General features: G+C 67.0%; 25 protein-coding genes. 15 read left to right on the top strand and 10 right to left on the bottom strand.

Annotated features, from left to right (window positions below; translation table 11 throughout):
* Window positions 1–14: 14 nt before the first annotated feature.
* From WT26_RS22790 to WT26_RS22780, 3 genes are all read left to right on the top strand, one after another.
* A complete protein-coding gene (locus WT26_RS22790; protein WP_155123179.1) occupies window positions 15–1,190 on the top strand; it encodes a hypothetical protein in 1,176 nt (391 codons plus the stop codon).
* A 1-nt stretch (window position 1,191) separates the two neighbouring features.
* Complete coding sequence (locus WT26_RS22785) at window positions 1,192–2,067, top strand: hypothetical protein (protein ID WP_069270914.1); 876 nt, start codon at window positions 1,192–1,194, stop codon at window positions 2,065–2,067.
* A 173-nt stretch (window positions 2,068–2,240) separates the two neighbouring features.
* On the top strand, window positions 2,241–3,251 hold the full coding sequence (locus tag WT26_RS22780) for a hypothetical protein (protein ID WP_155123177.1): 1,011 nt from the start codon (window positions 2,241–2,243) through the stop codon (window positions 3,249–3,251).
* 106 nt (window positions 3,252–3,357) lie between these two features.
* Here the strand turns inward: WT26_RS22780 and WT26_RS22775 are convergent, their stop codons facing one another.
* Window positions 3,358–4,260 carry a hypothetical protein gene (locus WT26_RS22775; protein WP_069274009.1) on the bottom strand — a complete coding sequence of 301 codons (903 nt, stop codon included), beginning with the start codon at window positions 4,258–4,260 and terminating at the stop codon, window positions 3,358–3,360.
* Window positions 4,261–4,375: 115 nt separating this feature from the next.
* On the opposite strand from WT26_RS22775, the gene WT26_RS22770 reads away from it, so the two are divergent.
* The 3 genes from WT26_RS22770 to WT26_RS22760 all read left to right on the top strand — a co-directional run bounded on the left by WT26_RS22770 (window position 4,376) and on the right by WT26_RS22760 (window position 5,451).
* Window positions 4,376–4,537 (top strand): hypothetical protein, encoded by a 162-nt coding sequence (locus tag WT26_RS22770; protein ID WP_155123176.1) that lies wholly within the window; start codon window positions 4,376–4,378, stop codon window positions 4,535–4,537.
* Between the two features lie 255 nt (window positions 4,538–4,792).
* Window positions 4,793–5,125, top strand: a complete 333-nt coding sequence (locus tag WT26_RS22765) for a type II toxin-antitoxin system RelE/ParE family toxin (protein WP_069274008.1) — start codon at window positions 4,793–4,795, stop codon at window positions 5,123–5,125.
* Window positions 5,122–5,451 carry an addiction module antidote protein gene (locus WT26_RS22760; RefSeq protein WP_069274007.1) on the top strand — a complete coding sequence of 110 codons (330 nt, stop codon included), beginning with the start codon at window positions 5,122–5,124 and terminating at the stop codon, window positions 5,449–5,451. The genes WT26_RS22765 and WT26_RS22760 overlap by 4 nt, the downstream gene beginning before the upstream one ends.
* Before the next feature lie 15 nt (window positions 5,452–5,466).
* Here WT26_RS22760 and WT26_RS22755 read toward each other — a convergent pair whose 3' ends face one another.
* Window positions 5,467–7,482 carry a VTT domain-containing protein gene (locus WT26_RS22755; protein ID WP_069274006.1) on the bottom strand — a complete coding sequence of 672 codons (2,016 nt, stop codon included), beginning with the start codon at window positions 7,480–7,482 and terminating at the stop codon, window positions 5,467–5,469.
* Between the two features lie 98 nt (window positions 7,483–7,580).
* Complete coding sequence (locus tag WT26_RS22750) at window positions 7,581–8,033, bottom strand: hypothetical protein (protein WP_069274005.1); 453 nt, start codon at window positions 8,031–8,033, stop codon at window positions 7,581–7,583.
* A 318-nt stretch (window positions 8,034–8,351) separates the two neighbouring features.
* Here WT26_RS22750 and WT26_RS22745 point away from each other — a divergent pair, with 318 nt between their 5' ends.
* Both WT26_RS22745 and WT26_RS22740 read left to right on the top strand, forming a co-directional pair.
* Complete coding sequence (locus WT26_RS22745) at window positions 8,352–8,999, top strand: response regulator transcription factor (protein ID WP_069274004.1); 648 nt, start codon at window positions 8,352–8,354, stop codon at window positions 8,997–8,999.
* The gene (locus WT26_RS22740; RefSeq protein ID WP_069274003.1) at window positions 8,996–10,762 is read left to right on the top strand and encodes a sensor histidine kinase; all 1,767 of its coding nucleotides are present in this window, start codon (window positions 8,996–8,998) and stop codon (window positions 10,760–10,762) included. Before WT26_RS22745 ends, WT26_RS22740 begins: the two co-directional genes overlap by 4 nt.
* Before the next feature lie 29 nt (window positions 10,763–10,791).
* Here the strand turns inward: WT26_RS22740 and WT26_RS22735 are convergent, their stop codons facing one another.
* From WT26_RS22735 to WT26_RS22720, 4 genes are all read right to left on the bottom strand, one after another.
* Entirely contained in the window at window positions 10,792–11,091 is a 300-nt protein-coding gene (locus WT26_RS22735) for a type II toxin-antitoxin system RelE/ParE family toxin (protein ID WP_069274002.1), read from the bottom strand.
* A complete protein-coding gene (locus tag WT26_RS22730) occupies window positions 11,088–11,363 on the bottom strand; it encodes a YlcI/YnfO family protein (RefSeq protein WP_059958024.1) in 276 nt (91 codons plus the stop codon). The genes WT26_RS22735 and WT26_RS22730 overlap by 4 nt, the downstream gene beginning before the upstream one ends.
* 125 nt (window positions 11,364–11,488) lie before the next feature.
* The gene (locus WT26_RS22725) at window positions 11,489–12,799 is read right to left on the bottom strand and encodes an MFS transporter (RefSeq protein WP_069274001.1); all 1,311 of its coding nucleotides are present in this window, start codon (window positions 12,797–12,799) and stop codon (window positions 11,489–11,491) included.
* Window positions 12,800–12,844: 45 nt separating this feature from the next.
* Window positions 12,845–13,861, bottom strand: a complete 1,017-nt coding sequence (locus WT26_RS22720; protein ID WP_069274000.1) for an ABC transporter substrate-binding protein — start codon at window positions 13,859–13,861, stop codon at window positions 12,845–12,847.
* 227 nt (window positions 13,862–14,088) lie between these two features.
* On the opposite strand from WT26_RS22720, the gene WT26_RS22715 reads away from it, so the two are divergent.
* From WT26_RS22715 to WT26_RS22705, 3 genes are read left to right on the top strand one after another with little or no spacing between them, the layout of a single operon-like run.
* Complete coding sequence (locus WT26_RS22715) at window positions 14,089–14,754, top strand: response regulator transcription factor (RefSeq protein WP_059521686.1); 666 nt, start codon at window positions 14,089–14,091, stop codon at window positions 14,752–14,754.
* Complete coding sequence (locus WT26_RS22710) at window positions 14,741–16,183, top strand: sensor histidine kinase (RefSeq protein ID WP_069273999.1); 1,443 nt, start codon at window positions 14,741–14,743, stop codon at window positions 16,181–16,183. Before WT26_RS22715 ends, WT26_RS22710 begins: the two co-directional genes overlap by 14 nt.
* Before the next feature lie 55 nt (window positions 16,184–16,238).
* The gene (locus tag WT26_RS22705; RefSeq protein WP_069270909.1) at window positions 16,239–16,841 is read left to right on the top strand and encodes an N-acetyltransferase; all 603 of its coding nucleotides are present in this window, start codon (window positions 16,239–16,241) and stop codon (window positions 16,839–16,841) included.
* A gap of 223 nt (window positions 16,842–17,064) precedes the next feature.
* On the opposite strand, the gene WT26_RS22695 is transcribed toward WT26_RS22705, so the two are convergent.
* On the bottom strand, window positions 17,065–17,916 hold the full coding sequence (locus WT26_RS22695) for an SDR family oxidoreductase (RefSeq protein WP_069270908.1): 852 nt from the start codon (window positions 17,914–17,916) through the stop codon (window positions 17,065–17,067).
* A gap of 139 nt (window positions 17,917–18,055) precedes the next feature.
* Between WT26_RS22695 and WT26_RS22690 the strand changes: the two genes are divergently transcribed.
* Entirely contained in the window at window positions 18,056–18,979 is a 924-nt protein-coding gene (locus WT26_RS22690) for a LysR family transcriptional regulator (protein WP_069270907.1), read from the top strand.
* A 15-nt stretch (window positions 18,980–18,994) separates the two neighbouring features.
* On the opposite strand, the gene WT26_RS22685 is transcribed toward WT26_RS22690, so the two are convergent.
* Complete coding sequence (locus tag WT26_RS22685) at window positions 18,995–19,426, bottom strand: Lrp/AsnC family transcriptional regulator (RefSeq protein WP_059237585.1); 432 nt, start codon at window positions 19,424–19,426, stop codon at window positions 18,995–18,997.
* A 343-nt stretch (window positions 19,427–19,769) separates the two neighbouring features.
* On the opposite strand from WT26_RS22685, the gene WT26_RS22680 reads away from it, so the two are divergent.
* From WT26_RS22680 to ctlX, 3 genes are all read left to right on the top strand, one after another.
* On the top strand, window positions 19,770–20,789 hold the full coding sequence (locus WT26_RS22680) for an IS110 family transposase (protein WP_069270906.1): 1,020 nt from the start codon (window positions 19,770–19,772) through the stop codon (window positions 20,787–20,789).
* Window positions 20,790–21,077: 288 nt separating this feature from the next.
* A complete protein-coding gene (locus tag WT26_RS22675) occupies window positions 21,078–22,157 on the top strand; it encodes an ornithine cyclodeaminase (RefSeq protein ID WP_069273998.1) in 1,080 nt (359 codons plus the stop codon).
* A 56-nt stretch (window positions 22,158–22,213) separates the two neighbouring features.
* Complete coding sequence (gene ctlX / locus WT26_RS22670; RefSeq protein ID WP_069273997.1) at window positions 22,214–23,149, top strand: citrulline utilization hydrolase CtlX; 936 nt, start codon at window positions 22,214–22,216, stop codon at window positions 23,147–23,149.
* Between the two features lie 235 nt (window positions 23,150–23,384).
* Here the strand turns inward: ctlX and WT26_RS22665 are convergent, their stop codons facing one another.
* Window positions 23,385–26,189 (bottom strand): Hsp70 family protein, encoded by a 2,805-nt coding sequence (locus tag WT26_RS22665; RefSeq protein ID WP_069273996.1) that lies wholly within the window; start codon window positions 26,187–26,189, stop codon window positions 23,385–23,387.
* Window positions 26,190–26,192: the final 3 nt, after the last annotated feature.

Raw genomic sequence — 26,192 nt, 5'->3', positions numbered from 1 at the left:
CACACGAGATGCTGGTGAACAAGGTTCAGCCCACCAGCGCGGGCCTGATGCCGCAGTATCCGCTGTGCACGCCGGATCGATGGGGACTGCGGCATTCGGACGCCGATCCGGAACGGCGCGGCCAACTGATGTATCCGGTGGCCCGCGACTATGCCAGGGCGATCCAGAATGTGCTGGTCAAGCAGGTGCAGTGGGGGAAGGCGTACTTCGGCCCATCAGGCACGGTGCCGGCATTGACGCTGCGATGGCCGCTCAATAGAGATTCGATTCGGGAGCTGTTTCTGCTGATTCGCCCTGTCATCGCCGCCGCGTTGACCGATCCGGCAGCTGGCTTCGGGATTCCTGCCGACGCTGTTCCGGTCAACATGGGATTGGCCGTTCCGTTGGCCCATGCACCCGGCCAGCAGGGGGTGTTCACGCCGAACGACTGGAGCTTGATCCTGAATGTGGAGCAACTGGCGCCGATGTTCCGCATCGACGCTGTCGTCGCTGCTGACAGTGGCAATCAGGCCACGCAACTGGGGGCGTTGAAGATGTTTGCCGACACGCTCTATCACGAGGCGCGGCACTGCCAGCAGTGGTTCTGGATGTATGCGCTGGTACAGCAGTACCCGGACAACTTCGAGACGCTTCCGAACATCGCGAAGTGGCCGGCCGCCGTATCTGGTGGAGAGCAGCCAGAACTAGGCCGAAGAAAATTCGAACAAGCGCCCGCAATGATTGCACTGACTGCCAGGCAGGCGATTCCCAGCGAGCCGACCGCATTGGCCAGCCTCAAGCGGATGGCGATCGGGATGTATGTATACACGCTAAATATCTGGCGACATGACAAGAATGGATATCGGCCGGCATACCTGCCGGACGTTGCGACGTTGGAACACGAGTTTCAGCGCGCTCGCGCGCTGGCGAAGGAACTGTTGCAAAACGTAGGCATGGGAGGAACCCCGATTGATATCGATGAGATGGTGGCCGAGCCGAGCCGGTGCTATTACGACTACACGGCACGGCCGTGGGAGAACGATGCCTTTGTATGCGGTGACATGGCTTCGGCCTACTGGGATGCCGAACTGGGGCTGGCGCTCAGGACGTATCCGGCGGATCAGTGCAGCCATGCTTATGAGTTGGCTGACCGTGCTCGCCGGTTGGAGTTCCGCTTGCCAGGCGCAACCGACACCGAGGGAGGGCAGTGAAATGCAGGAGAAGCCGGTCCGGATGATGACCGAAGCCCAGCAGGCAAAGCTGATGCAGTTCGTGCGCGTCGGGCTGAAATGGGTGGTGGGACAGATCCCGTTCGACGAGGTGGTGCGGACGTTTGGTCAGCCAAAGAAGTACGAGGCCGAGGGTGTCCGCATGATCGAATATGCCTACGACTTCGACGATGACACGATGTCGGTAACCTTCTCCTACGACAAGCTGCATCCGATCGACGGCATGCCACGCCTCAACGGATTTGAATTGGAAATACGAGGGGATGTCTACACGAATATTCCCTATGAGACTTGGGACGGCTTGGGACTGGTTCGTGTCAAGCGTGGCGAACTGATTGACGGGGCACGCGCAATTAGAGGAGATTTTTTCGATCCGACCGGCCGCAGAGACATTACCGGTTGGGACCCGAAGAACTATGTCACGTTCAATTACCGCCTGCCAATGCCGCCGGATGCCCCCTTCGACGTCGGAGCAGGTTTCGGCTACTTGGGCGAATGGATAAATGAGCGCGGTGACGCCACACTGAGCAATTTCCGCAATGCGGTCAATCTGCGCGACCTTGGCATAGGTCGCCACTACCTGACGCCAGAGGAACTACAGCAGCGCCAACTGGCGAAGCGCCGGAAGTACGGCGAGATGAACCTCTGTACGGGCATGGTCTGCCCGGAAACGGCGATATGGCAAGCCTGGACATCCAACGGCCCGACCGATGCACACGTCGTGTTCAAGGACCGGCCGTTTCCCACGGCGCGCAACCTTACCTACGAGGAAGCAAAAGAGCAGCGGAGATATCCGACGTGGGAGCATGCGCGCTGGATGTGGCTGAGGGAATACAACGTCCCTGAGATCGATCTTTAAGGGCAGTGTGCGAGAGCTGGATTCTGCCGCAGCAGCGTTATCGCATCTCGCTCAATGATGGATTGATATCGATGGATGGTAGCCGAACCGTTGTGGCTACGACTACACGGCCTGGCCGTGGGAGAACGACGCCCTTGTCTTTGTATGCTGCGACATGGCTTCGGCCTACTGTGATGCCGAACTGGAGCTGGCGCTCAGGACGTATCCGACGGCTCAGTGCAGCCATGCTTACGAGCTGGCTGACCGTGCTCGCCGGTTGGAGTCCCGCTTGCCAGGCGCAACCGGCGCCGAGCGCGGGCAATGAAATGCAGGAGAAAGCGCCGGTCCGGATGATGACCGTGGCCCAGCAGGCAAAGCTGATGCAGTTCGTGCGCGTCGGGCTGAAATGGGTGGCGGGGCAGATCCCGTTCGACGAGGTGGTGCGGACATTTGGTCAGCCAAAGAAGTATGAGGCCGAGGGTGTCCGCATGATCGAATATGCTTACGACTTCGACGATGACACGATGTCGGTAACCTTCTCCTACGACAAGTTGCATCCGATCGATGGCAAGCCGAGCATCAACACATTTGGGATCAAGGTGGGGGACGGTGTCGGCGGGGACGTATACACGAACATCCCCTATGAGGCGTGGGATAGTCTGGGACTGCACCGATTGGCGCGGGGCGAATTGATTGACGGGGTGCGCACGGAGATGGGGGATTTTTTCGATCCGACCGGCCTCAGAGATATTTCTGGTTGGTATCCGACAAACTACGTCACGTTTGGTTACCGCCTGCCGATGCCACTGGACTCCCCTTTTGATGTGACTGCCGGCTTCGGCTATCTCGGCGAATGGGTAAGCGAGAAAGGTGGCGCCACGCTGAGCAATTTCCGCGGTGCGGTGAATCTGCGGTCAATTGCCATTGGCCGTCATTACCTGACGCCAGAGGAACTACAGCAGCGCCAACTGGCCAAGCGCCAGAAGTACGGCGAGATGAATCTCTGCACCGGGATGATCTGCCCCGAAACGGGCCTCTGGGAAGGCTGGTCGCAGAACGGGCCGACCGGCCAGTTTTATTTGGAGGCCGGCCGGAGATTTCCTGATGTTCGAACCATTCCCGCTCATGTTCATTGGTATTGCGAACACGTTCCCGGCCGGTGGATGTGGTTGAAGGAGGATGATCGACACAAGACCTTGAGCTGAACCCCGTCATCATGCAGTCGCTGGCAATTGGAATGCTTTTCAGACTATTTACCGGGCGCCTTCGCGCCGTGCCGGCCGCAGTCGTCGTTGAAGCAGCCCGCGACGATTACGTCAGCGCTCGCCCGGGCGCCACGTCGACAGGCACGTCGCGCCCCAATGCCCGGGCCGCGAGTTCCTCGACCCAGTCGGCATCGCAGGGAGCCACGACGCCATATTGGTCCGACGGAAAAAAACCATAGTGGTGAGCCGCCGCAGCCAGGCGCTCACATTCGGCGTGAGACAGCAGGCAGGAAGTCACGGTCGATGGCGCCGCCGGTCCACTCCATCTCAATCCGATGCGGACATTGGTGCGTGGCGCAAATGCGATTGCCAGTTCTTGCTGCGGGACCAATCGTTTCGTTTCCAAGGGGAGCGCGGGCGGCCCGTACCCACTGTCTGCCGCAATTCGATGATCCAGCACCAGCCAATGACCGACGGACGTCCGGGCCAGGATCCACTGCCTTAGTCGGGCCCTGCTGGATTCGAGCTTGCCGTCGATCCATTCCTCGACGTAGAGGGGTTCCGGATCGTAGTCGTCCGACCACACGATGATTGCCGCACGGAGCGTATGGCGCTCCAGTTCGACACGTCCGTTGAATGGCATTTCACGCCAGTACCGCTGTCGGGTGCCGTACGTCGCGACGTACCAGTTCAGGCCGATCCAGGCTGCAATGAAGAGCGCCGTGACCCATATGACGGTGAAGGATGTTTCGCCAACCGCACGATCGATATCGAAGGCCGGATCGACCATTCCGCGGTATGCGAGCATGCCCGCCATATACGCGAACAACGGGATCAAAGGCCCGACGGCGACCGGCGTCACCAGAATGGCGAGCCAGTTTCGGACATGCACGCTGCCCGCCGACTGGGCGCGCGCGCGCTCCTCATCGCTCATCGCCGCGACTTCCCGCGCGGCAACTTCGTCGCTCGGGGTGTGGAAGCGCTCATACGTATTCTGGCATTTGGGCATTCGACGGGGCGTTCGGTGAAAGGGGGCGATGAAGCAGGGGTTTCCTCAAGAAATTGATTCTTGCATACGTTAAGTCGCAGTGAACGACGTCAAGCATTCCAACGTGATTTCGACGATGACAGACAAGCACAAGGAGAAAGGCGCGCCGTGCCGTCTCGAAGTCCACGCGGCGCGCTGTCACGTGTTCCACCTGCAGTCGTTCTACCTGCGCTCGGCGCGCGATGCGCTGCGCACGCTCGCGGGATTCGCGCGGGAAAGGGTGATCGCGTTGCCGTGACGAAAACGTGACCGCGTGGCCGTTGCCCGTTCGGCCAATAGCGGCCGGCCGTACCGGATGAAAGAATCGATCTCGTCCGGGTAGCGGGTTTCATCGCTTGGTTTATCGATCGAGACTCCGAATGAAAGGCGCTGCATGCCCTCGGGCTGCAGCGCCTTTTTCTTTGCGGCTCGCTATGCGCCCTCCGTCATTCCGCCCGGCAAGCCGCGAAATCCGCGCCGCTTTCATTTTTCTTTTTGTAGCTTATAAGTTACAATGCCGCCTGTCGTCGAACTCCTTCGCTATCGATGCGATGACGGCCACGAGCCGTTTACCGAATGGCTGCTTGCCGTGCGCGACAAGCTTGCACAGGCCCGGATTCGCGAACGCCTGCGCCGCGTGCAGACGGGCAACTTCGGCGATTGCGAGCCTGTCGGCGAAGGCGTGATCGAACTGCGCGTCCATGTCGGCGCCGGCTATCGCGTGTATTTCGGGCGGTACGGCGGCGCACTGGTGCTGCTGCTGAGCGGCGGCGACAAGGACAGCCAGACGGCCGACATCCGCTACGCGAATGCACTCTGGCATGAATGGAAACGGAGGCAAACATGACCAAGCTCAAAGGTGCGGTATCGCACCACGACGCGGAAGTCGCCGAACTCGGCGCCGACCGCGAACTCGCCGTCGAATACCTGAAGGCGGCCATGGCATCGCTCGACGATCCCGACAACCGCGCGGCCGGCCTGCTCGCGCTGCGCACCGTCGCGGAAGCGTACGGCGGGCTCGGCGCAGTCGCGGCCGAAGCCGGCATCAGCCGCGAATCGCTGTATCGCACGCTGTCCCCCAACGGCAACCCGACGCTGAAAACGCTGCTCGCGGTGCTCAAGACCGTCGGCTTGCGCCTGTCCGTCGAACCGGAACAGCACGCGCGCCCGTAAGCGACGCACACCCGATCACGGCATCGCCATCCACACCAGCAGCACGTCCGCGGGCGCCGAGCTTGCGCCGGCCGGCGGATGCACGATCTTCGCGTCGACCGCGAGCGCCTGCGCGATGTCCGCGGCGCCGTTGATCGTCGCGCTGCTCACGATCGTCATCAGCCGCGCCGGCCGATGCAGCGTCTCGCGATACAGCGCGCCGTACCACAGCGGCCGCATGCCGAGCGCATCCTGCAACACGTACGGATAACGCCACAGCCGCAGCACGAGGCGGCTGTCCGGCTGGCCCGGATCGACGCGCACGAACACCCGCCGCGTATCCACGCCCTGCGAATAGCGCGGCAGCACCGGCAGCGTTTCGGCCGGCGCCTGCGGCAACAGCCAGCGCAGCGCGGTGGCGGGCGACCACGGCGTCGCGCGCTGCCAGCCGGCCTGCGCGAGATGCCGGTCGAGCGTATCCGACGTCGCGCTCCATTGCAGCGGCAGATATTCCTCGCGGTCGCCGCCGATCTCGGTGCGCCGCACCGGCACGCGCTGCCATCCGCCGCGCAACCATTGGTCGACGGTCATCGCGACCACCCTGGCATGTGCATGCTGGACCCGGTCGGCGCGCCACGCCGCCGGAATCGTCCATACGCCGGCCGTCGCGAGCACCACGCTCACCGCGACGAGCGCGCCCCTCGGCTGCACGTGCTCGCGCACGCGCCAGTACGCATAGGCGCCGGCCAGCAACGCGAACCACGCCAGCCCGAGGCTCCAGCCGCCCAGCAGGCCCGACAGCCACGTGTCGCCGACATACAGCCGCGCGAAGCCGCCGAGCACGATCCACAGCATGATCGCCATCGCGACGCCGTTGCGCCACAGCACCGCGCGCCCGCGCGTCAGCGCCCAGCCCATGCAGCCGGTCGCGAGAATCGCGAACGCGGCTTCGGCATCGGGCAGCGGCACGTGCGCGCCGCCGGGCTCGAAGGTCGCGGGCGTGCCGCCGATCGGCGCGATGCCGAACGCCGGCACGAGCACGACGGCGACGCCGACGGTCGCGAGCCACCACGCGGCGGTCAGCCAGCAGCGATGGATCATCAGCCAGACGAGAAACGCGGCCGCGACGATCAGGCCGACGTCGCGACCGCTCAGCACCGCGATTGCACGCATCGCGGCGTCCACCGGCGGGGTGCGCAGGTTCTGCAGGAACGCATACAGCGCGATGTCCGCGTGCGTCAGCGGATCGTTCGCGACGACATCCTGCACGAGGCCCGCGAACAGCCACACGCAGCCGACGAACAGCAGCGCCAGCAACAGGATCGCGCCCGGCAGCCGGCGCACGCGGGCGACCAGCCTGCGCAGCCGCACGGCGACGCCCGGCCAGCGATGCGCGCACGCGTGCACCGCGGCGGCGGCGCCGCCGCGCAACAGCGGCACGCCGCGCCGCAGCGCGACGCGCACGCCGATCCACACGAGCGCGACCAGCGCCGCGACGACCAGCAGGATCACGGCGACCCGCACGCTGATCGCCGCGGCCAGCGCGGCCGACGCGCCGAACACGATGCCCGGCGCGACGTGCACGGGCGCCCAGATGAGTGCCGAGACGACGTTGACCGGATAGAACGACCGGCGCGGCAGCGTCGCGCAGCCGACGACGACCGGCACGACCGCGCGCACCGGCGCAAGAAAACGGGCGAGCACGATGCTCTTCACGCCATGGCGCAGCACGAACTCCTCGCCGCGTTCGTACGACGCGGCGAGCCCCCTGCGCGCCCACCACTTCCGGACCTCGCTGTGGTAGTGCCGCCCGAGCTCGTAGCTGATGCCGTCGCCGATCACGGCGCCGACTGCCGCGACACCGATCGTCGTCCAGCCATCGAGCGCGCCCGCGCCGATCAGCGCACCGGCCGCGAACATCACGGCGCCGGCCGGCACGACCGTGCCGATCAGCGCGATCGCCTCGGCACACGCGGTCACGAACACGATCGCGAGCACGAGCAGCGGATGCGCGCCGATCGCGCCGATCCACGCGTGGATCGTGTCGCTCATCGCCTGTCCTGTCGGGGGGTGACTCCGCCGCGCATGCGCCGGCAACGCCGGGCGTTCGCCGCCGTCGCGGCTGTCATGAAGGTGTACACGCCCGTGCGTCAGCCGATCTCGTGCTGCCGCGCGTCGGCCTCGAGCGGCGCGTCGTGGTAGCCGACCGTCGCGATCTCCTGCAGATAGCGCGCGAGAAACGCGCCGATCGATCCGGCGGCCTCGTACTGATGCACGTGGCGAAATTCGTGGGTCAGCAGGCGGCGCGTGTCCTGTCCGCGCAGCACGTACACCGCATGACCGAGCGTGAGCCCGATCGTCCCCGGCGACAACAGCCCGGCTTCGCGTGCGAGCTCGGCGAGCGCGGGCTCGTCGGGAAACGGCAGCTGCGCGGCGCTGACGACGCGGATCCGCTCCGGCTGCGCGACGCCCACCGTGCGCGCGTCGTCGGCTTGCGCCGGCGTCAGCGGCGCACCCTGCGCGATCCCGCGCGCCGCCTCCGCTTCGGCCCATGCGACGGCGGCGGGCAGTGCGGACGGCAGGATTTCGGCAAGATCGATCATCGATGACTCTCCTTGAAAGATGGGGGCGGCATCAGATTCAGTGTAGTCCCGAACCGGCACGGGCCGTGCCGCTCGGCGCCGCCTCGTCATTTAATCAGATGAATAGGCCGCCGCGCCGATCATTTAGTTCTGGTACCGATTTCGTCTGTTGTGTCGCAGAAAATTTCCTCGACGTGTACCGTTTTCGGGTTCGGCGGAATATATTGGTCAGAAGAACGGCCGGTGCGCGGGCGTCTCGCGCCCCGGCCGTCACGCAATGCCGTCCGCACGACACCGCGCCCTCGCGCGCCGAAGCGTCATCCCGAAGAGGATCGCTAGATGATCAGGGTAATTCTGGCTGACGATCACGCAGTCATGCGGGACGGACTGCGTCACATCCTGGAAACGGCCGGCGGCTTCGAAATCGTCGGCGAGGCGAGCGACGGCACGGCCACGCTCGCGCTGGTCGAGCGCGGCACCGCCGACGTGCTGCTGCTCGACCTGTCGATGCCCGCGCCGACCGGCATCGAGCTGGTCCGGCTGGTGAAGCACCACGCGCCGTCGCTGCGCACGCTCGTGCTGACGATGCACGCGGAGGCGCAATACGCAGCGCGCGCGTTCAAGGCCGGCGCAACCGGCTACCTGACGAAGGACAGCGCGACCGCCGAGCTCGTGGAGGCGGTCTGCAAGGTCGCGGCGGGCGGCGTCTACGTGAGCCCGTCGGCGGCGGAGAGCCTTGCCCGGACCCTGCACGCGCCGGTCGAGACGCCGCCGCACGAACGGCTGTCCGCGCGCGAGTTCGACGTGATGCGCCGCATCGTCGCGGGCCAGACCGTCACGCAGATCGCGACCGAACTCGCGCTGAGCGCGAAGACGGTCAGCACGTACAAGACGCGAATCCTCGAGAAGATGGAACTGCCGCACGAAGCCGCGCTGGTCCGCTACGCGGTGCGCCACGACCTCGGCATCGACCTGGACGACGCATGACGGACGCCGCGACGCGCGACGCCGATACGGACACGTCGCCCATGTTCATGTCGTCGCTGCCGCCGGGCCGGCGCGAACGGCGGCTCGCGCTCGCGACCGTGCTCGTGTCCGCGGTGATCTTCGCCGCGCTTGCGCCGTTCGCGAAGATGCCGCTCGCACAGGAGTGGGGCTTCATCCCCGTGTACCAGTCGGCGATCGTCGTCAACGACATGGTGACGGCCGGCCTGCTGCTCGGCCAGTACGCGATCCTGCGCGAGAAGCCGCTGCTCGTGCTCGCGGGCGGCTACCTGTTCACGGGCTTCACGGCCGGCACCCACATGCTGACCTTTCCCGGGCTGTTCGCGCCGACCGGCCTGCTCGGCGCCGGCGACCAGACCACCGCCTGGCTTTACCTGTTCTGGCACGGCGGCTTCCCGCTCGTGGTCGCGTGCTATGCGCTGCTGCGCGACGCCCCGCGCACGCCGCCGAAGCCGGTCCGTCACGCGGCGATCCCGATCGCGGGCTGCATCGTCGCGACCGCGCTCGCGACCGGCGCGGTCGCGCTGTTCACGACCGCGGGGCACGACTACCTGCCGCGCGTCATGCGCGGCAACCGGATGATCGAGCCGCTGCAGAGTCCGGTCGTGGCGGTCTGGGGGCTGAACCTGGTCGCGCTGATGCTGATGTGGCAGCGGCGGCGGCGTCATTCCGTGCTCGACCTGTGGGTGATGACGGTGCTCGTCGCGTGGCTGTTCGACATCGCGCTGTCGTCGATGCTGAATCACGGGCGCTACGATCTCGGCTTCTACGCGGGGCGCGCGTACGGCCTCGTCGCGTCCGGCGTCGTGCTGTTCGCGATGCTGTTCGAAAACGGCCGGCTGCATGCGCAGACGGTGCGCGCGCTGGCCGGCGAACGGCACGAGCATCAGCTCGTGCTGCAGAAGAGCGCGCAGCTGAACGACGCGAACGAACGGCTCGAACAGCGCGTCGCCGCACGCACCGCGCAACTGAGCGCGTCGAACCGCGACCTGCGGCGCGAAGTCGAGGAACGCGTGCGCGCCGAGCGTGCGCTGCAGGCGTCGCGCGAGGAGCTGCGCGAGATCGCCGCGATCAGCGCCAGCGCCCGCGAAGCCGAGCAGCGCCGCATCGCGCGCGAACTGCACGACGAGCTCGCGCAGACACTCGCGACGCTGAAGAACGATCTCGAATGGCTGCTCGACCGCGTGCCGCAGGACGATGCACTGCTCGCGCGCAAGATCGCGGCGATGCACGCGCTGGCGCGCGGCGCGGTGGCCGCGACGCGCCGCATCGCTTCGGACCTGCGCCCGCTGATGCTCGACGACCTCGGCTTCGCCGCGGCCATGCAATGGCTCGTGGAGGATTTCCGGCACCGCCACGGCATCGACTGTGCGCTGCACGTCGACCCGCCCGAGCTGCAACTCGGCGAGCCTTACGCGACGGCAGTGTTCCGCATCGCCCAGGAAGCGCTCGCGAACGTCGCGCGGCACGCGGCCGCGTCGCAGGTCGAAGTGGAGCTGGTATGCGGCGACGACGGCATCGCGCTGACGATCCGCGACGACGGCGCGGGATTCGATCCCGGCGTGCCACGCAAATCCGGATCGTTCGGGCTGGTCGGGTTGCGCGAGCGCGCGTATCTCGTCGGCGGCACGCTGCGGATCGACACCGCGCGCGGCAAGGGCACGACCATCGACGTCCACATTCCGTTGCAGCCCGCGCACGCGACGTTCGTGGCCGGCGAACATCACACGGGGCACACGGGTTAGCGCAAGCGCAGGGCCGCTGCGTGAGCGGGTCAGTGGTAATCATCTTCCCGTTGATGTCGTACGGCCAGAATCGTGACTTGCTCGGCCGCTTCGATCTCGAACAGCAGGACATAGCCCGACGTGCCGAAAGACACGATCAGCTCACGCAGAAACGGATTCGCCGCATTGGCCTTGCGGCAGCTGAACGGAAACGTCCGCAGCACGGACACACCCTGCTCGAGCGCTTCCAATGCCCGCACCGCGGCTTGCGCATCCCGTTCGAGCAGAAACTTGTACAGCCGCAACAAGTCCTCACGCGCCACGCGCGTGTATCGCACCCGATAACTCAATCCTGTTTCCTCGCCGCGCGCGAGGCGGCCAACAGCCCGTCAAGTTCCGCATGCACGTCGGCAGCATCGAAATATTCACCGGTACGGCGCGCCTCGTCGCGTGACGCAAGGCCGCGGGCAATGAACTCCCGCTGAAAACGCCGACGCGCGATACCATCGCGCAGCGCCGACTCCATGAACGCGGACAACGTCTCGTTTTCATCCAGTACGGATTCGGCCGCGTCGCGCAGTTCCGGATCGACACGCAGCGCCGGCATGGTCGCGGTTTTCATCGCACACTCCACGCATTACATATGCAATGCATGGTAGCACATCGGTCGGCGCGTGCGCAGTCGTCCGTTCGGCGTAGCGTCATGTGCGCCCGAACCGCCCGGCCTGACGCGCCGCCGTCACACGCTCACACCCGCACCGCCACCATCCCCCGCTCCGAGCGCGTCCACGCGACCAGCGCGCCGATCCCGAGCAGCGCAAGGCATACGATCGGCACGATCATCGGCCCGAACGCGGTGCCCGTCACCTTGCCGGCAAACGGCATCAGGTTCTGGCTGAAGAAGCCGCCGAGGTTGCCGATCGAGTTGATCGCCGCGACGCTCGCCGCCGCCCGCGCGCCGGTGAAGTAACGCGGCGGCATCGACCAGAAGCACGGATACAGCAGCGGGATGCACGCGCCGCCGAGCACGAGCGCGACGAAGCGCAGCGGCGTCGACGGCAGCACGAGGCTCAGCAGGAAGCCGAGCGCGCCGAGCGCCGCGACGATCGCGATCGTGCGCAGGATGCTCTTCGCGCGGCGCAGCTTCGACGGCAGCCACACCAGCAGCACCACCGCGAGCGCCCACGGCAGCATGCTCAGCAAGCCGTTCGTGCTGCTCGACACGCCGAACGACTTGACGAGCGTCGGCAGCCAGTACGTGACGCCGTACAACGACGTCGACATCAGCATGTAGGTCGCCGCGAACAGCATCACGCGCGGATCGAGCAGCGCCTTCCATGGCTGCGCATGCTCGGCCTGCACCGGCTTCTCGCGTTCCAGCGCGGCCGCGACGACCTGCTTCTCGCGTTCGTCGAGGAACGGCGCATCGCGGAACGACGCCGGCAGCACGCGGAACACGACGATCGCGACGACCACGGCCGGGATGCCCGTCGCCACGAACACCCACTGCCAGCCCGCGAGCCCCCACACGCCGTTCAGGCTCAGCAGCACGCCGCCGACCAGCGAGCCGAGCATGTTCGCGAGCGCGCTGCCGAGCGTGAAGATGCCGAGCACCTTCGCGCGATAGCTCTGCGGAAACCACAGCGTCAGGTAATAGATCACGCCCGGATAGAAGCCGGCCTCCGCGATCCCGAGCAGGAAGCGCAGCGAACAGAACGCGGGCATCGACGTCGTGAAGCCCATCAGCACGGTAATGAGGCCCCACGTCAGCATGATCCGCGCGAGCCACACGCGCGCGCCGTAGCGATGCAGCGCGAGCGTGCTCGGCACCTCGAACAGCAGGTAGCCGATGAAGAACAGCGACGACGCGAGCCCGAACGCGGCTTCCGTCATCCCGAGGCTGTGCACCATCTGCAGCTTCGCGAAACCGACGTTCTGCCGGTCGATGAACGCGATCAGGAACATCACGACGAGGATGGGCAGCAGGCGCCGCGCCATCTTCGACATGATGCGCTGTTCTTCGGCGGACGCGGGGTCCAGGGTTTCGGTGGCGTTCACTGCTTGCTCCTCCGGGGTGTCGGTTGTGAGTGTGTGGGGTTGCGCCTACGACGGCCGGAAGCCGTCGAGCATCGGCGCGAACATCTCGTGCCATGCACTCGGCTTCGCCTTGATCGTGCCGGCCAGGTACAGGAATTCGACGTAGTCCATCAGCTGGTTCGGCACTACCGAGAAACGCGTGTCGGGCGCGGCGAGCATCCGCATCACGTCGTCGTGCGACACGCCGACGCCCGACGACGCCGCATACAGCGCGGCCGCCGCGCGCGCGTCCTGCGCGATCAGGCGGTTCGCTTCGTCGAGCGCGCCGAGAAACGCGATGGCCAGCGCGGGCTCCGTATCGACGAGCCGCTTCGGCGCGAACACGACGTCGAGCGTCAGCGGGCCGAGCACGTCGACCGAATTCACGACGCGGTGAATGTCCGGCTGCCGCAGCTCGAGCGTCGAGAACGGCGGCGACGTGAAGTGCGCGGTCACGCCGTTCTCGCGCCGGATCAGCGCCTGCATCGCCTGCGGGTGCGGGAGGTTCACGGTGATCGAATCGAGCTGCGCAAAATGCTTCGCGCCGAGCTGCCGGCTCGCGACCATCTGCAGCACCACCGCCGACAGCGACGTGCGGATGCCGGGCACCGCGATCCGGTCGGACGGCGTGAAGTCGCGCAGCGACACGAGGCCCGGCCGGTTCGCGTTCAGCGACAGCGACGTGGTGGACAGCCCGCTGATGCCGATCACCTCGACGTTCGGAATGCCGCGCGCCCGTGCCCACAGCTCGATGAAACCCGGTGCGCCGGCGCCCGCGAAATCGAGCGTGCCGGCCATCATCGCGTCGTTGACGGAATTGCCGCCGTCGAGCAGCACCCAGTCGACCGCGACGTCGCGCATGCCGTGGCGCGCCGCGTGCCGCTCGAACAGCCGCTGCTTCTCCATCACGAGCAGCGGCAGGTACAGCACACCATAGCCTTTCGAGATCCGCACGGTGCGCGGCTTCGCGCGCACCAGCGGCGGCGCGGCCAGCATGCCGAGCCCGGCGGCGATCAATGCGCGGCGGCGCGGCGACGTCGTCATGCGCGGGCCGCCGTGCGACGGACGGCAAACGGCCAGGCGACGGCCCGCGTCGCGCGTTCGTCGTGCCCGTGACATGCTGCATGTTGCCGTCTCCTTGAATATTTCTGGTATTAATGCCGTCCTTGCGTGCTGCATCCGGCTCGACACAGGTTATCGACCGAGTCTGAGAAAATGCTGACACCCCGGCCCCGGGAAAACCCCTAACCACCCATCTGCGAAACGGCACCATGCGCATTCTCGTCGTGGAGGACGATGCCGAAATCGGCGCGGCGATCCGCAGCCGCCTGGCGCGGCTCGGCCATGCCGTCGATCTCGAGACCGACGGCGCGACCGCGAACGGGCTGCTGCGCGTCGAGCGCTTCGACCTCGTCGTGCTCGACGCGAACCTGCCCGGCATGGACGGCTTTACCGTGCTGCGACACCTGCGCGCGTCGGGCAGCACGACGCCCGTGCTGCTCGTCACCGCGCGCTCGGCGATCGACGACCGCGTGAGCGGCCTCGGCCTCGGCGCCGACGACTACCTGGTGAAGCCGTTCGACTACCGCGAGCTCGATGCGCGCGTGCAGGCGCTGCTGCGCCGCAACAGCGGCCACGCGAACGACGTGCTGACGCTCGGCGGCCTCGTGATCGACCGCAGCAGCCGCCTGGCGGAACTCGACGGCCAGCCGCTGTCGCTGTCGCGCCAGGAGTTCGCGCTGCTCGAAATCCTCGCGAGCCGGCCGCAGCGGATCTTCTCGAAGGACGAACTGCTGAACCAGCTGTTCAGCTTCGGCAACGAGCCGACCGCGAACGCGGTCGAGCAGTACGTGACACGCGTGCGCAGGAAGCTGCAGGGCAGCTCGGTCGAGATCCGTACCGCGCGCGGGATGGGGTATCAGATTGCGGCGCACTGACTGGTTCCCGAAGACGCTGTTCGGGCGCACGCTGCTCTTCATCGCGCTCGTCGTCGCGTCCGGCGCGCTCGCGCTCGCGGCGATCGCGCGCTACTACGCGGGCGTCGCGGCCGAACGCGCGTACGACCAGCTGCTCGCCGGCGCCTCGATCCAGGTCGCGGAAAACCTCTACGTGCAGGGCGGCGTGCTCGCGCTGAATCCGCCGGTGGCCGCGCTGTCGACGCTGTCGCGCTACGACCTCGTCTACTACAAGGTCGTCGATTCGCGCGGCATCGTCGTGGCCGGCTACAACGACCTCGCGAGCCCCGTGACGCTCGCCGCCGCGAAACAGGGCCCGGCGTTCGCGAACGGCCTGTACCAGGGGCACCGGATCCGCACCGCGACCATCGCGCGCTACATGCCCGAAGAAAGCACGCCGGGCTGGGCACTCGTGACCGTCGCGCAAACCACCAACGCACGCCAGCAGCTCACGAACGACATGAGCTTCAAGGTGTGGACGCTGATCCTGCTGATGAGCGTGCTCGCGATCGGCGCGAGCGGCCTCGCGATCCGGCGCGGCCTGCGCCCGCTCGCGCAGATCGGCACGATCATCGCCGCGCGCGACCCGGCCGACCTGCGGCCGGTGGCCGTCGACACGCCGAGCGAGATCGACGCGATCATCGGGTCGATCAACGGGCTGATGCGCCGCCTCGGCGAGCGGATCAACGCGATGCAGCGCTTCATCGCCGACGCGGCGCACCAGATGCGCACGCCGCTCGCGCGGCTCGACGCGCAGATCGAGCTGCTCGACGGCGAAGCCGATCCCGCGCGCCACGCGGCACGGCTCGACGCGCTGCGTGCGACCTGCTCGGATGTCGGGCGGCTCACCGGCCAGCTCCTCAATCATGCAATGGTGATACATCGTACCGAGGCCGTGCCGCTGCAGCCGGTCGAACTCGTCGCGCTCGCGAAGGACGTGCTCGGCCGCACGATTCCGCTCGCGGGCGAGCGCGATGTCGCCGTCGCATTCGCGAGCGACGCGCCGCTCGCCTGGATCGACGGCGACGCGATCAGCCTGCAGGAGGCGTTGTCGAACGTGCTGCACAACGCGCTGCTGCACGGGCATGCGGACGACATCGCGGTATCGGTTTCAACTGCCGGCGACGCGGTCACGCTGACCGTCACCGACAACGGCCGCGGCATTCCACGCGAGCATTGGGACGCCGCGCTGCAGCCGTTCGTGCGAATCGCACCGGACGGCAGCGAACGGCGCACGGGGTCGGGCCTCGGGCTCGCGATCGTGCAGGAAGTGATGAAGGCGCACGGCGGGCGCATCGGGTTTGCGTTTCCCGAGACGGGCGGGTTCGCGGTGGTGCTGACGTTTCCGCGTGCACAACGTGTCGCGGGCCAACCCGATACCTCCATGACGTGCGATCGTCCGACGGACTGAGCGTGACCCTGCATTGCGATTCCACGGATGCAAAACAAACAGAAGGACGAGTGTGATGACGTTACCACCTTCACCAGAGCCCGCTATGGTCGAGGCAATACGCTACGGATGGGCCTCTGATGCCTTGCGGCATGCCTTCGCCGAGCTGCAATGCCGCGTCTATCCGGAGCCCGAATCAAGCGGTGCGCCTGCGGATGTGGTGCTACACGATCCGTCGTTCGACTGCCTTTCGTTCTACATCTGCATCGCTGACCGCATCGTCAGCTATGCCGCAGCAGCGCGAAAGACGATCATGCACGCCGGCGCGACTTTCGAGATCGCTGGCTTGAGTTGCGTCATGACCGATCCGGTCTGGCAGGGCCGCGGCCTTGGACTGCAGACGGTTGCCGCCGCCACTCGCTGCATGGCGCGCAGCAATCTCGATATTGGCATCTTCACTTGTGATCCGCACCTTGCGCACTTTTATGCCCAGGCCGGCAAATGGGAGGTCGCGCGCAACGTGGTCGTGATCGGCAGCCGCGACGAGCGGGCGCTGCGCAGCGACATCTTGGGCAAGGTCGTGCTGATGCGTCTATTCTCGGCAAGAGCCGTTGCAGCCGCGACGACACTCGACCATGCCACCATCGACCTCGACCTGCCGGTCGGGCAGTTCCTGTGACGGCGGGCTTCGGCGACAAGGGGCACGGCCGTCGCAGGATGCATTCGGTGCGACTGCACGTACTGCGCGGGGCCTTCCGGTCCGTCGGGCCGATGCGCATCAGCGACCTTTACCGCAGCACTTCCCGCCTCGAGTCGAGCATCACCAGCATGGACCTCGCTGTGCGTGAGTTCGGTCGGCATGACGGGACGCGCAAGGCCTGCCGTTCGACGTCAGCCCCCGCTCACCGCCAGCTCCCGACGTAATCTTCAACGAACCGCTCGAACGCAATCGGCGCCCGCCCCAGCAGCGTCCGCACGTCCGCGCTGATCGCCGCCGCATGCCCGGCCGCGATCAGCCTGCTCAGGCTCATCAGCGTATCGATCGACCACGCATCCATGCCCGCGTCGCGCATCGACGCGATTGCCGCATCATCCGACACCGCCACATAGTCGATCTTGCGCCCGAGCGCCGCGCCGATGCGCGCGGTCACGTCGGCATTCGACAGCGCTTCGCCGCCGGTTACGTCGTAAGTCCTGCCCGCATGTTGGTCCGGGCGCAGCAGAATCACCGCGTTGACGGCCGCGATGTCGCGCACGTCGACGAACGATACCTTGCCGTCGCCCTGCGGCAGGTACAGCGCGCCCGCCCGGATCATGTCCGCGTAGAAGGTCACGAAATTCTGCATGAAGCAGTTCGGCCGGGTGATCGTGTATGCGACACCCGATCCCGTCACGAGCCGGTCGATCTCGCCCTGCACGCGCCCGATCGCGAACGGCGCGTCCGGATCGGCGCCCGCGCCCGACGAACGGACGATGTGCCGAACCCCGGCCGCCCTGGCCGCAGCGACCGCGTTGCCCGCGAGCGTCACCATGTCGGCCTGCAGCGGCAGCAGCAGGAACAGCGTGTCGACGCCGCGGAACGCGTTCGCCAGACTCGCCGGGTCGGCGAAATCGGCATGGCGGGTTTCGACGCCTTCGACCGCCTTGCCGCTCGCCGAACCGGCGATCACGTGCGCGCCGGCCGCCTTCAGTTGCGTGACGAGTTCGCGGCCGATCGTGCCGGTCGCGCCGGTCACGAGGATGGTGCTGGACATGATGTGTCTCCTGATAGCCAAAGAGGGGCGCGCCGGTCGGCCAGGACACGGAGCGATGAACCTCATCCTAGCCACCCCGATTCATGCCGGGTAGTCCATAATCCATCGAATCAATTTCAACGACCTGGATCGAATCGCCATGGACGACCTGCGCGCGCTCGAAAGCTTCCTGCGCACCGTCGAGGCCGGCAGCTTTTCCGCGGCGGCGGGCCGGCTGGGCGTGACGCCTGCGGCCGTCAGCAAGCACGTCGCGAAGCTGGAGCGCGATCTCGGCACGCGGCTGTTCCATCGCACGACGCGCAGCCTCGCGCTGACGGAAGCCGGCGAGCGCCTGTATGCGGAAACGTCGGCGGCCGCGCGTGCGCTGAGCCGGGCGATGGCGACGCTGACCGAGCGCGATGCGCATCCGGCGGGCACGCTGCGCGTGAGCATCGCGCCGGGGTTCGGAAGGCAGTACGTGCTGCCGCTGATGCCGGCGTTTCTCGAACGCTATCCGGGCATCCGGCTCGACTGGAGCTTCGAGAACCGCCATGTGGATCTGGTCAAGGAAGGTTTCGACGCCGCGATCGGCTCCGGCGTCGAGGACGACGCGAACGTCGTCGCGCGCGAACTGGCGCCGATCCGGCCGCTGATCGTCGCGTCGCCCGCGTACCTGGCGAAGCACGGCGCGCCCGCCACGCTCGCCGACCTGGCGCGCCACGATTGCATCCGCCTGCGCTCCGCGACGACGGGCCGGATTCGCGAATGGGCGTTCACGGTGGACCACGAGACGGTGACGGCGCCGGTCGACGGGCGCGTCGTGCTGACCGACCTGGACGCGATCTGCGACGCCGCCGTGGCCGGCATGGGGCTCGCGCGGCTCGGCGCGCATCACGTGCTGCCGTATCTCGACGACGGCCGGCTCGTGTGGGTGCTCGCGCAGTATCCGGCGACGGGCGGCACGATCCATGTGTATTACGCGCACGCTCGGCTCACGCCGCCGAAGGTGCGCGCGTTCATCGACTTCCTGACGGCATCGTTCGCGCAAAGCGCGTGGCGCGCGCGGGTCGATGCATTCGATTGACCGGCGTCGCGCGCGTCACGCCTTGTGCGTCGACAGCAGGATACTCGTCTCGGTATTCGCGATCCCGTCGATCAACCGGATCGCGCCGAGCACGCGATCGAAGTGCTCGAGCGAATCGGCATGCAGCTCGGCGACGAGATCCCAGCGCCCGTTCGTGCTGTGGATCGACGCCACGTTCGGATGCCCGCGCAGCACCTTCACCACTTCCGCACCACGATTGCCCTGCACGGCGATCGACATCAGCGCGCGAATCCGGTGGCGTTCCGCCGCCGGCTTGAGCCGCACCGTATAACCGACGATCACGCCGTTTTTCTCCAGCCGCGTCAGCCGGTTCTGCACGGTCGCGCGCGCGACGCGCAATGCCTTCGCCAGCGCGACGACGGGCAGTCGCGCGTTGTCGCGCAGCAGTGCGATGAGCTGCCGGTCGACATCGTCGAGCGTGATCATCGAGTTTGCTTTTCCTTCCGGATGTGAACCAGCCGCAAGCCTGCCGCGCGTCGCCCAGCTTGACCAGCGGAAACTGATCAGATTGCTTTATCGGGCTGGCATTCTGCCCAGTCTATCGATAAATCTGCCACTTTTGCTGGCTTTTTGTTGGCTCGACTCGCGGAAATAATGTCTTCATCGAGCGGCCCGCCGTGCCGCGTCCGGATCATTCAAGGAGAATTGAAATGAACGCGTCCCACCCGTGAATGTGAGTGCGGAGGAAGAGGTGGATCCTCACGGGCCAACGGCATCGATGTGCCCAGGTGGAAAATGCACGCATTTCCCGGCAACCGGAGGATCCACGATGAACAGTATGGCCGTAGGCGTGGACATCGCCAAGCACGTTTTCCAGGTGCATTACGTCGATCAGGAAAGCGGAGAGATCGTGAACAAGCCGCTCAAGCGGGCCAAGTTTCTTGAGCACTTCGCCAACCGTACGCCCTGTCTGATCGGGATGGAAGCATGTGGCGGAGCGCACCACTGGGCGCGGCAACTGACGAAGATGGGGCACGAGGTCAGGCTGATGCCGGCCGAGTTCGTGAAGGCGTTCAACATCCGCAACAAGAACGATGCGGCGGATGCCCGTGCGATCTGGCTGGCGGTGCAGCAGCCGGGCAAGCCGGTGGCAGTGAAGAGCGAGATGCAGCAGGCCATGCTGGCGCTGCACCGGCTGCGCGAGCAGTTGGTGAAGTTCCGGACGATGCAGAGCAACGGACTGCGTGGGTTGCTGACGGAATACGGTGAGGTGATGAGCAAGGGGCGAGCCAAGCTGGATAAGGAGATACCGGCTGCGCTTAAGCGGATCGCGGAGCGTCTACCTGCCGTGCTGATCGATACGTTGCGCGAACAGTGGAACGGCCTGGCGAAGCTCGACGGGCAGATCGCCGAGATCGAGCGGCGCATGCGCGAGTGGAAGAAGGCGGATGCGGCCGTAAAAGCGGTCAGCGAGATTCCCGGAGTCGGGCTGCTGACGGCCACGGCCGCGGTGGCCATGATGGGCGATCCGAAGGCATTCAGCTCAGGCCGGGAGTTCGCCGCCTGGGCGGGCCTGGTGCCCAAACAGACCGGCACGGGCGGCAAGGTGAACCTGCACGGGATCAGCAAACGCGGTGACACGTATTTGCGCACGCTGCTGATTCACGGCGCGCGCTCCGTGTTGAGTCATGCGAAAGAACCCGGTCCTTGGGTCGAGCAGATGAAAAAGCGGCGGCCGCCGAATGTCGTGATCGTCGCGCTGGCCAACAAGATGGCGCGGACGATCTGGGCGGTGCTCGCCCATGGGAGACCGTACCGGAAGGACTACGTGAGCGTGAAACCGGCCTGATTGGTTCATGCGCAGTAGAACATCAACGTTTAACACAGGGTGAACGTCGAAAGGTTGCGCAGCAATCGAGTGTGATGACAAACCAGGTAGGACCGGGACTCGCTAAACCTGAATGGGTTGGAGAGCTTCGAGCTCGCCCGGAGAATGAGGTGCGAGTCAGCGTATTTCATAGGGGCCCGCAGCGGCAGTACCGGCTGCAACAAGGCCGGATATAGAGCTGCTGCCCATCCTGTCTGTCGTAACACACGAGAACTGTTGCAAACGGGACGCGTTCATATAGACAGACCGATGACCCGCTTCCTCGACGTTCCCGCCACCGCCCGACTGATCGCCCGAACCGGCGTCACGACGTTCCTGCGCGAACTCGTCGACACGCTGCACGCCGATTACCTGCACTGGGCCGACTTCGACAAGTCGCCGCGCGTCGCGTGCCATTCGCGCGACGGCGTGATCGAACTGATGCCCGTCGCGAACGCGTCGCTGTTCGCGTTCAAGTACGTGAACGGCCACCCCGTCAACGCCGCGCGCGGGATGCACACGGTGATGGCGTTCGGCGCGCTCGCCGAAGTCGACACCGGCTACCCGCTGCTGCTCGCCGAACTCACGCTCACCACCGCGCTGCGCACGGCCGCCACGTCGGTGCTCGCCGCCCAGCTGCTGGCGCGGCCCGATTCTCGCAAGATGGCGCTGATCGGCAACGGCGCGCAGAGCGAATTCCAGGCGATCGCCTTCCATACGCTGCTCGGCATCGACGAAATCCGCGTGTTCGACGTCGATCCGCGCGCGACCGACAAGCTGGTGCAGAACCTCGCCGCGTACCCGGCGCTGCGCGTCGTGCGTGCCGCATCGACCGCCGACGCCGTGCGCGGTGCCGACATCGTCACGACCGTCACCGCCGACAAGGCATACGCGACGATCGTCACCGCCGACATGATCGAGCCCGGCATGCACCTGAACGCCGTGGGCGGCGATTGCCCGGGCAAGACCGAGCTCGAAGCGGGCGTGCTGCATGCGGGCCGCGTGTTCGTCGAGTTCGAGCCGCAGTCGCGCATCGAGGGCGAGATCCAGCAGATGCCGGCCGACTTCCCCGTCACCGAACTGTGGCGCGTGCTGCAACGCGAGGCCACTGGCCGCGACAGTGCCGGCCAGATCACCGTGTTCGACTCGGTCGGCTTCGCGCTCGAGGATTATTCGGCGCTGCGCTACCTGTATGCGCTCGCGCAGCAGCACAACGCGGGTGTCGAGATCGCGCTGATTCCGCCGGCCGTCGACCCGAAGAACCTGTTCGCGCTGATCGACGACCCGGCCGCGATCGCGCAGGGTCACGCGGCGTACGTGACCGAAGCCGTCGCCGCGTTCGCGCGCTGACCCGAGCCGGTGCGGCCCGCGCGCCGCACCGCCCTTTGCCTCTCCCCCCGCTTGCGATGAATCTCGTATCGATCCAGGCGCCGGCCGCCGTCGTGATGATCCGGCCGCACCGCTTCCTGCCGAACCCGCAGACCGCGGCCGACAACGCCTTCCAGCGCAGCGGCGGCGCAGGCGACGCGCGCGCGGTGTCCGCCGCCGCGCGCGACGAAGTCACGGCCGCCGCGCAGACGCTCGCCGATGCGGGCGTGCGCGTGCATGTATTCGACGACCACGGCGAGCGCGACACGCCCGATTCCGTGTTCCCGAACAACTGGTTCTCGACGCACCCGGGCGGCCATATCGCGCTGTACCCGATGCACAGCCCGAACCGCCGCCGCGAGCGACGCGCGGACGTGATCGAAATGTTGAAGGCCGAGTATCGCGTACAGGACGTGATCGACTACTCGGGCCTCGAATACGACGACGTGTTCCTCGAAGGCACCGGTGCGATGGTGCTCGACCACGTCGCGCGGATCGCTTACACCGCGCGCTCGCGCCGCGCCGACCCGGTCGCGCTCGAACGCTTCTGCACGCACTTCAATTTCGAACCGATCTGCTTCGATACGGCCGATGCCGACGGGCGCCCGATCTATCACACGAACGTGATGATGAGCGTCGCGACCGAGTTCGCGATGGTCGGCCTCGACCTGATCAGTGATCCGAACCGACGCGGCGAAATCCGGCGCCGGCTGGCCGAGACGGGCCGCACGGTGGTCGAGCTCGATCCGTCGCAGATCGCGAATTTCGCCGGGAATGCGCTCGAACTGTCCGGACGCGACGCTCGCGTGCTCGCGCTGTCGCGGCGCGCGTTCGATTACCTGACGCCGCACCAGCGCCGGCTGATCGAACGCTCGGCGCAATTGCTGCCGCTCGACGTGCCGACGATCGAGCTGGCCGGCGGGTCGGTGCGCTGCATGCTCGCGGGGATTCATCTCGCGCGGCGGGAGGGTTGAAGTTTCGTTGAAGTCGACGGTCGGCGCGCGCTGCCGACCAGCTTCGCAAACCTTCTCCAAGTCGCGACGGTTTGATCAGGAAGAAAAAAGATCACCCACAGTGATCGTTTTGCGAGAACGATAAACCGGATGTGGTCCAAGCCGCACTCGCTGCAAGAAAGGCCATCATGCCCTCCTGGCCCTTACAACGTCGAGGTCGGTTTATTTCGGCTGTCTCAAGGGCACCCGTGCGCGATCACTCCCCGATCAGCTTCAACCCCGCCGGCAGCGTCTCGCCGAACACGCGCATCGTGTCGGCTTCGTCGAACGCGATCGCCTCGCGCACCATGTCGACCCACTTCGCCGACGCGTTCGCCGCCGCGAGCCGCCGGATCACCGCGTCGCGCACGTCGGGCGGCAGGTCGCGCGAACGGTCTCCGGTCATCCGCGCAATCTGCGCAGCGGCAAACGCGGCCGGCTCGACCTGCTTCCAGTCGAGCGCGAACAGCGCATCGAGCAGGCGGCCTGCAACGTCAGGCGGCACGACGCTGTGCGCACTGCCGTAAAACGGCCGGCGCGCGCCGATACGCCCGAGCGCCCACGCGCCGAGCGCGCAGTCGGCCGGCTTCTGCAGCAGCGCGGTCAGCCGCTCGGCAAGCTCGATCTTGCGCTCGACGGGCAGCCGTTCGAGCGACGCGGACAGCCGCGTCATGTCGGCCGGGCCGACCTTGCCCGGATCGAACGGCAGCTTGCGCCGCTTGTCGTCGGACGGTTCGAGGAACGCGATCGCGTCGCGCACCTGCGTCTGCGCGTCGTCGTCGAGGCCGCCGGCCACGCGCCGCCACAGCGTCCACCACTCCGACCACACCTGCCCGTCGGTCACGTACTGGATCCCGTCGTCGAACAGCGGCCACAGCTGCTCGATGCGCCATGCATCGAGCGGATGACCGAAACCCGGACGCAGGCAATAACCGGCAAGGTTCAGCCACGCACGCTCGTGATCGGCCGAGCGGCGGCGGCGGCGTGCGCGCGCGAGCAGCGCATCGAACAGCTCGCGCGCGCACGCAACGTCCCACGCTTCACGCGGGCCGAGCACCTGCTCGAGCTGCGCGCGCAACCGGCGCGTGTCTTTCGGCGTGACGTCCGCCGAGCGGCCGCCGAACGAGCGCTCGATCAGCTCGATCGCCTGGTCGAGCCGCGGATGCCGCAAGGGCATGTCCACGTCGCCTTGCGTCGCCGCGTCGCCGCGCAGCTGGAATTCGAGCTTCCAGCGGCGCGCCGCGTCGTCGGTCGCGATGCAATGCATCTCGAGCGTGCCGACCTCGGTCAGCGACGCGGTGAGCTTCACCGGCGTTTCGCGTGCGTCGCGCGCATCCTGCCGCCCGACCACTGTCGCGATCGGCGGCAGCCGCACGAAGTCGCCGTCGCCGAACGTCACCAGATCGCCGGGACGGTATGCCGTATCGGCAACCGTCGACACGAGGTGGAAACGCACCGGCTGCCCGAGCTGCAACGCGAACGTGCGATCGTCGAGCCGGATCTCGCGGCCCTCTTCCGCACCGCGCGGCAGCAGGCAGACGCCGCGCGCTGCGGAATCGGCCGCGCCGTCGTCGAGCACGAGGAAATAGCTGCGCGCGGACCCGCCGCCGATGCGCGGCGCATGCCCGGCGCGCGCGAGCCCGTACGCGACGGCGCCACGTGCGACGGCGATGTCCGGCTGCGTGTTCTGCAACACGTTGAGCGGCGCGCCGCGCCATGCGCCGAGCGTCTGCGCGAGACGGCCGGCAAGCGCACCCGCGCGGAACACGCCGCCGTTGAGCAGCAGCGTGTCGGGCAGCGGGCCTTCCGCATGACGATTCAGGAACGCGGCGACGTGCCGCGTGACGGCCGCGTCGCTCGCATACGGCAGCCCGAATTCGACGATCGCGGCGCGCGCACGGCGCGGCAGCTCGCCGGCTTCGACCTGCGGAAAGAACCCGTCGACGACGATCTGCTCGACTTCCTGCCGCGTCAGCTCGGCCGAGCGCGCGCCGCCGACGAGCTTGCTGCCCGCGCCGAGCAGCGTGACGGTGACCGACGCCGGCGCATCGTCGCCGAGCAGCCGCTCCTTCGCCGCGCGACATCGCTCGACGAGTTGCGACAGGCTCGCGGCCGACAGCCGCGTGCCGGGCTCGGTCAGCCGCGTCTCGACCAGGCGCGCGAGCGCGAGGTCCATGTTGTCGCCGCCGAGCATCAGGTGGTTGCCGACGCCGACACGCGTAAAGGTGGGCTCGCCGTCGTCGCCCGGCGCGACATCGACGAGCGTGAGGTCGGTCGTGCCGCCGCCGACGTCGCAGATCAGCACGCGCCGCGCGGCGGCAAACGTGTCGCGCAGCGTGTCGCGCTGGCCGTACAGCCAGTCGTAGAACGCGGCCTGCGGCTCTTCCAGCAGCCGCAGCGCCGGCAGCCCTGCGAGGCGCGCGGCCTCGACCGTCAGTGCGCGCGCGCCGTCGTCGAACGACGCGGGCACGGTCAGGATCACGTCCTGCTTCGCAAGCGGCGCATCGGGAAAACGGGCGTCCCACGCATCGCGCACGTGCGCGAGGTAGCTCGCGCTCGCGTCGACCGGCGACACCTTGTCGACACCGTCGGCCGCGCCCCACGGCAGGATCGCCGCGAGCCGGTCGACCGACGCGTGCGACAGCCAGCTCTTCGCGCTCGTGACGAGCCGGCCCGGCACCTGCGCGCCGAGCGTGCGCGCGTAGCGGCCGATCACGGCCGGCAGCGCGCCGGCGGCGTTCGCCGCATGTGCCCCGCCAGCGCCAGCCGCACCTGTCGCCCCCGCCGCACCCACTGCGCCGGCCGTCTCGACGACCTGCCACGGCAACCTCAACGCGTCCGCCGCGAGCTCGCCCGCCGCCGGGTGATAGCGCACCGACGGCAGCAGCGGCTGCGCGGCCACCGCGCCGGGGCCGACCAGTTGCTCGACGTCGAACACGCGGATCGCGTCGGAACCGGCCTCGACGTATGCGACGACCGTATTGCTCGTGCCGAGGTCGATCCCGACCGTATAGCGCTTCATCGC

Source organism: Burkholderia cepacia (assembly GCF_001718835.1).
GTDB classification, from domain to species: Bacteria; Pseudomonadota; Gammaproteobacteria; order Burkholderiales; family Burkholderiaceae; genus Burkholderia; species Burkholderia cepacia_F.
This window is presented reverse-complemented; position numbering and strand designations above follow the sequence as displayed.